Source organism: Campylobacter showae CC57C (assembly GCF_000344295.2).
Lineage (GTDB): Bacteria > Campylobacterota > Campylobacteria > Campylobacterales > Campylobacteraceae > Campylobacter_A > Campylobacter_A showae_B.
In genome coordinates this window covers 1-5,260 of record NZ_AOTD01000201.1, presented here as the reverse complement: position 1 = coordinate 5,260, position 5,260 = coordinate 1, and the positions used below count along the sequence as shown (strand labels likewise).

5 protein-coding genes and 1 pseudogene are annotated in these 5,260 nt (G+C 44.0%); 4 read left to right on the top strand and 2 right to left on the bottom strand.

The features are described 5' to 3' along the window. The 4 genes and pseudogenes from H740_RS07625 to rpsR form a co-directional block, all read left to right on the top strand. Positions 1 to 455, top strand: a pseudogene (locus H740_RS07625) (DNA polymerase III subunit delta); the annotation flags it as partial. Between the two features lie 90 nt (positions 456 to 545). Then, entirely contained in the window at positions 546 to 932 is a 387-nt protein-coding gene (gene rpsF / locus H740_RS07620) for a 30S ribosomal protein S6 (RefSeq protein WP_002952963.1), read from the top strand. A gap of 9 nt (positions 933 to 941) precedes the next feature. Beyond that, complete coding sequence (locus H740_RS07615; RefSeq protein WP_002952961.1) at positions 942 to 1,523, top strand: single-stranded DNA-binding protein; 582 nt, start codon at positions 942 to 944, stop codon at positions 1,521 to 1,523. A 15-nt stretch (positions 1,524 to 1,538) separates the two neighbouring features. Further along, on the top strand, positions 1,539 to 1,799 hold the full coding sequence (gene rpsR / locus H740_RS07610; RefSeq protein ID WP_002946417.1) for a 30S ribosomal protein S18: 261 nt from the start codon (positions 1,539 to 1,541) through the stop codon (positions 1,797 to 1,799). A gap of 499 nt (positions 1,800 to 2,298) precedes the next feature. On the opposite strand, the gene lon is transcribed toward rpsR, so the two are convergent. Then, positions 2,299 to 4,725, bottom strand: coding sequence for an endopeptidase La (gene lon / locus H740_RS07605; RefSeq protein WP_002952959.1), 2,427 nt, complete (start codon positions 4,723 to 4,725; stop codon positions 2,299 to 2,301). 9 nt (positions 4,726 to 4,734) lie between these two features. After that, positions 4,735 to 5,260: outer membrane protein assembly factor BamD (gene bamD / locus H740_RS07600; RefSeq protein WP_002952958.1), on the bottom strand; the 526-nt coding region annotated here is incomplete at its 5' end.

Genomic DNA, 5,260 nt, shown 5'->3' with positions numbered 1-5,260 from the left:
CTCTAAACGAACCCATAAACGAAAATATCGTGAGAAGCTTGGTTTTTTCGCTCTCAAGCGTGAGTTTTGACGATTTTTTTGATAAATTTATCGCGCTAAAAGATATCAGGGCCGATTTTTTCTCCTGCGCGGATGATGGAAATTTTAATGAAATTTTGTTTATTAACTCGCTTTACCGTGCGTTTTTTAGACTTTTTAAGTTACATGCCGGCATCAAAATAACTGGTAAATTTGATATAAAAGAAACGCTCGGCTATGCGCCGCCGCCAAACGTCGCAAATGAACTAAAAAGGCAGTGTCTGGCTGTAAATTTAAAAGCGTATAGGGAAATTTTTACCGCGTTAAATTTGGCGGAATTTGAGCTAAAAACAAACTCTGCGCTTGATAAAAAAACCTTTCTACTCTCCTGCGTGCTGGGCCTGCAAAATCTTATCGGCAAAAACAGCAAATATTAAGTAAAAAAAAGATAAAATCAGCTCTTGTCGAAAGACTTCCTTGCCCGTTTGCAACCGTGCAAGCGAGCTTAATACCCACAAGGAGAATCAATGAAGCACTACGAGCTTTTATTCATTTTGAAGCCTACTTTGACGGAAGAAGAAGTAGGCGCAAAAGTTGATTTCGTTAAAGAAATCCTAACCAAAAACGGCGCAAATATCGCGTCTGTGCAATCTATGGGCACTAGAAAGCTAGCCTATACCGTAAAAAAATACGAGCGCGGAACTTATTTCGTCGTGTATTTCGAGGCTCCGACTCAAGCTATCGCAGAAGTCGAGCGTATCATCAGAATCACCGAAGAGATCATCAAATTCTTAACGGTCAAATTTGAAAACAAAAAAGAGATCGCCGCTTGGGAAAAGATGAGCAAGGGCATCAAACTAAACAAAAAAGAACCGAAAGTCAAAGCAGAAGAAGCTCCAGCAGCGCAAGAATAAGGACGAAAAATGTTTAATAGAGTCGTTTTGGTAGGAAATTTAACACGAGATATCGAGCTTAGATATACGACCGCGGGCGCAGCCATAGGCAACAGCGCTATCGCCGTAACGAGAAAATTTAACGTGAACGGCGAAAAACGCGAAGAAACGTGCTTTATAGACATAACATTTTTCGGGAAACAAGCGGAAATAGCAAACCAATATCTTTCCAAAGGCTCAAAGCTTCTAGTTGAGGGTCGCTTAAAATTCGACCAATGGACAGACAACAACGGACAAAATAGAAGCAAACACACGATCAGCGTGGAAAATATGGAGATGCTAGGCGGAGGACAACAGCAAGGCGGATATAATCAAAATAGTAATCAAGGCTATCAGCAAGGCGGTTATCAAAATAACAGCTACGGCGGCGGCTATCAAGGCGGACAAAATCAGCAAAATAGCTATGCTCAAAGCGGCGCGCAAAGGCAAAATTTGAATAAACCGCAGCAACAAAAGCAACAGCCAAAAGACGAATACTACGGCGATAACGTCCGAGAAATAGATATAGATGCCGACAAATACGATGACGGCGACGAAACCATACCATTTTAATTAAGGAAAAAAACGATGGCTGAAAAAAGAAAATATTCACGCAAATACTGCAAATTTACAGAGGCAAAGATAGATTTTATCGACTATAAGGATACTTCGCTTTTGAAGTACTGCTTGTCAGAGAGATTTAAAATCATGCCAAGACGTCTAACGGGAACGTCTAAAAAATACCAAGAGATGGTAGAAAAGGCTATCAAGCGCGCTCGCCAAGCAGCTTTGATACCTTACGTAGTTGATCGCGACGACGTAGTAACCAATCCTTTTGAGGGACTATAATTTTTAAGCCCTTTTTAGGGCTTATCTTTTCTTTTTAATTTTTCTAAATTTTACACCCTTCACTTTTCTCAGACTTAATTCCAATACAAATATTTTTACTTAAAAGTTGTAACTTATAAAAATAATATAGCAGTAATACCGCTGACGAGATTAAATTTTATAAGCATACAAAAAATATTTTATGCTAAATTTTAGGCCAACATTGCATACTAAAATTTTATAAATTTACACCAAAGTAGCATATGTGCAAGAATATATTTGCATACGACATGCAAGAATATTGTTTGCAAATTTGAAACATCGAGATCCAAGCTAATTTATATCAACAAATCAGTACTCAAATTTTATGGACAACCAAAAAAATATACCACCATAGCATCCAGCCGATTTGTATACGCATTACATAAGAAAATGATTTCAAAATATAAAAATAATCTTAAGGATATTAAAGTAGAAATTTAGCCTCGTGACCGAGGCTAAATTTAATCAAATTTCATAGTTACTTTGTGACGAACGCATTTTTTAGCACGTCTTCGATGACGTCCACTGGGATGATTTGCATGTCTTTTTTGACGTCTTGCGGGATATCACCCAGGTCTCGTTCATAGTTTTTACGCGGTATCAGAGCGGTTTTGATACCAGCCTTATGCGCGGCGATAAGCTTTTCTTTTAGTCCACCGATAGGTAGCACGCGGCCGCTCAGCGTGATCTCGCCCGTCATTGCTACGTCGCTTCGCACTTTGGTATCCGTTAGGATCGAGGCGATCGCTGTCACCATCGTGATGCCAGCACTCGGTCCGTCTTTTGGCGTGGCACCCTCTGGCACGTGAATGTGCAAGTCATAACGACGATATACTTTGCTAGCGCTGGGCTCTTTTTTTACGCCGTCTTTGACGTCGTCAGGTAGGCTCGGGATGATTTTGGCAGGCACTTTTATCTTTTTAGCATCGATTAGTACCTTAACGAGGCTAAATGCGATATACGCGCTCTCCTTCATCACGTCGCCCAAAGAGCCGGTGATCTGCAGGCCGCCTTTTCCCTGTATGCGTATAGCTTCGATCTTTAGCACATCGCCGCCCACGCTCGTCCACGCCAGCCCGTTTACCTGGCCGATCTGCGGTTTTTTGTCTGCATGCTCGATCTCAAAGACCTTCTTTTCTAAGAACTCGTTCAAATTTTTAGTCGTCACGGTTATCTTTTGCACTTCGCCCTCGAGTAGTCTTTTTGCCGCTTTTCTAAAGATATCGGCTAGACGGCGGCGCAGATTTCGCACTCCGCTTTCTCGCGTGTAGTCCGAGATGATGAGGCTTAGCACGTCTTTACCTAGAGTTACTTCGCTAGGCTTTAGCCCATGTTTTTTGAGCTCTTGAGGGATTAGATATTTTTTCGCAATCTCAAATTTTTCCTGCGGCGTATATGAGCTAAGCTCGATAAACTCCATCCTGTCGCGAAGTGCGGGCGGTATGGCGCTCACGTCGTTTGCCGTCGCAACGAAAACGACCTTGCTCAGGTCGATATTAAAATTTAAATAATAATCCCTAAATTTGTTATTTTGCTCGGGGTCTAAAATCTCTAGCAGAACAGCCGTCGGATCGCCGCGAAAGCTCCTGCCGACCTTGTCGATCTCGTCTAGTACGACGACCGGATTCATCTGCTTGGCTTCGATGAGACCCTGCACGATACGACCCGGCATCGCACCGATGTAGGTACGGCGGTGTCCGCGCAGCTCGTTTACATCCTCAAGACCGCCCAGCGCCACACGCACTAGCTCGCGTTTTAGCGCCTTTGCGATGGAGTTTGCTAGGCTTGTTTTACCAACACCTGGAGGCCCCGCAAAGCACAAGATCGCGCCGTTGTTTACCTTGCCCGCGACGCCTCGCAGCTGCAAAAGCTCGCGCAGAGCAAAATACTCCTCTATCCTATCTTTTGGCCTTTCAAGCCCGTAGTGGTCGGCATTTAGTTGCTTTGCGACCTCTTGTACGCTTAGTTTTTTGTTGGCCAGATTTTCAAACGGCACTTCCACAATCCAGTCGAGGTAGCTTTGTGTCGTGTTGGCGTCGGCGGAGTCTGGATGCATGCGAGCTAGCTTGTCGATTTGCTTTTTTATCTCCTTATACGCGTCCTCGCCCATAAATTTTTTCTTAGCTTCCAGCTTCTTGCGGTACTCCTCGATCTCCTCCTCGCGGCTCGTGTCAGAGCCGAGCTCTTGCTGGATCTGCTTTAGCTGCTCTTTTAGGAAATACTCCTTATTTACCTTATCGATCCTTGAATGGACTTTATTTTTTATCTCGCGCTGGAGCTTGTTTGCCTCGATCTCCTCGATGACGTAGTCGATTAGCTTTAGTAGCTTTTGCTCCAAATTTTCCTCGATAAAAAACTCGTACGCCGTTTTTTTCTTTAGTCTTAGCGAGCTTAAGATGAGATCACAAACGCGGCTGGGCTCGGCGCTCTCCTCTATCGTTTTTAAAAGATCGGGCGGGAAAAAGTGGCTAAGCGCGGCCAGATCTCGCACCTTTTCGCGAAGCACGGTTAGCAGAGCGTCGCTTTTGGTGTTTTCGGGTCTTTTTTCATGTAGTACGTCTACGACGGCTTGCAGCGGCTTTGAGGATACTCTTGAGACTATGCGGCCCTTGCTCGTGCCTTGAAATAAAATTTTCACTCTGCCGTCCGGTAGCGGTACTCGCCTCATCACGGTGCCGATGACGCCGGCGTCGTATATGGAGTCAAATTCTCGTGCGCCTTCGTTTTGCGCTTTCGTCGGTACGACTAGGATGGGACTCTGCGACTCGAGGGCCAAATTTAGCGCTTCGATATTTTCCTCGTCGCTCAAAAAAAGCGGCGTGATCATAAAAGGATATAAAAATAACTCGTCCTCCACGATGACGGGTAGCTGCGCCGGAAACATTTTTGATTCGTAAATTTGCAAATTTAGCTCCTATTCAAACATTTTTCTATACCAAGGAAGCTGCGGAAGCACGATATTTGCGTCGTTTAGCGGCGATGCTTGCACCTTTTCTTTATAAATTTGCGCCGACTCGTCCCTGCCCGTGCGCTCGTATAGATCGGCTATCTGCATGTCCAGGTTGTAGATCGCGAGCTTAAATTTAACAAGCATAGTTTCGATCAGCGGGCGATACTGGGTGTTTGGATAGATGTAGAGAAATTTTTCTATCTCGGCGATACTGTCTTGCATTAGCTTTTGGTTTCGATTGGGTTGTGAAAATGAATCAAAATTCGCTTTTATCTTTAGATACTGTGCAAATTCGCTTCTAGGTCCGCTGTCGCCGTATCTTTTAAGGTATTCGTCTAGGTAAAAATTTGCCATCAGATACTCTTCGTCATTAGCGTGAGCTTGGGCTAGGATTAGTAGCATTTGCTCCAAAAGCGGGCTAGCTACGTGTTCGCTAGACATAGCCGTGTAGTGTTTGTCGGCACTTTCTAGGTCGCGATTTTTGATGTCG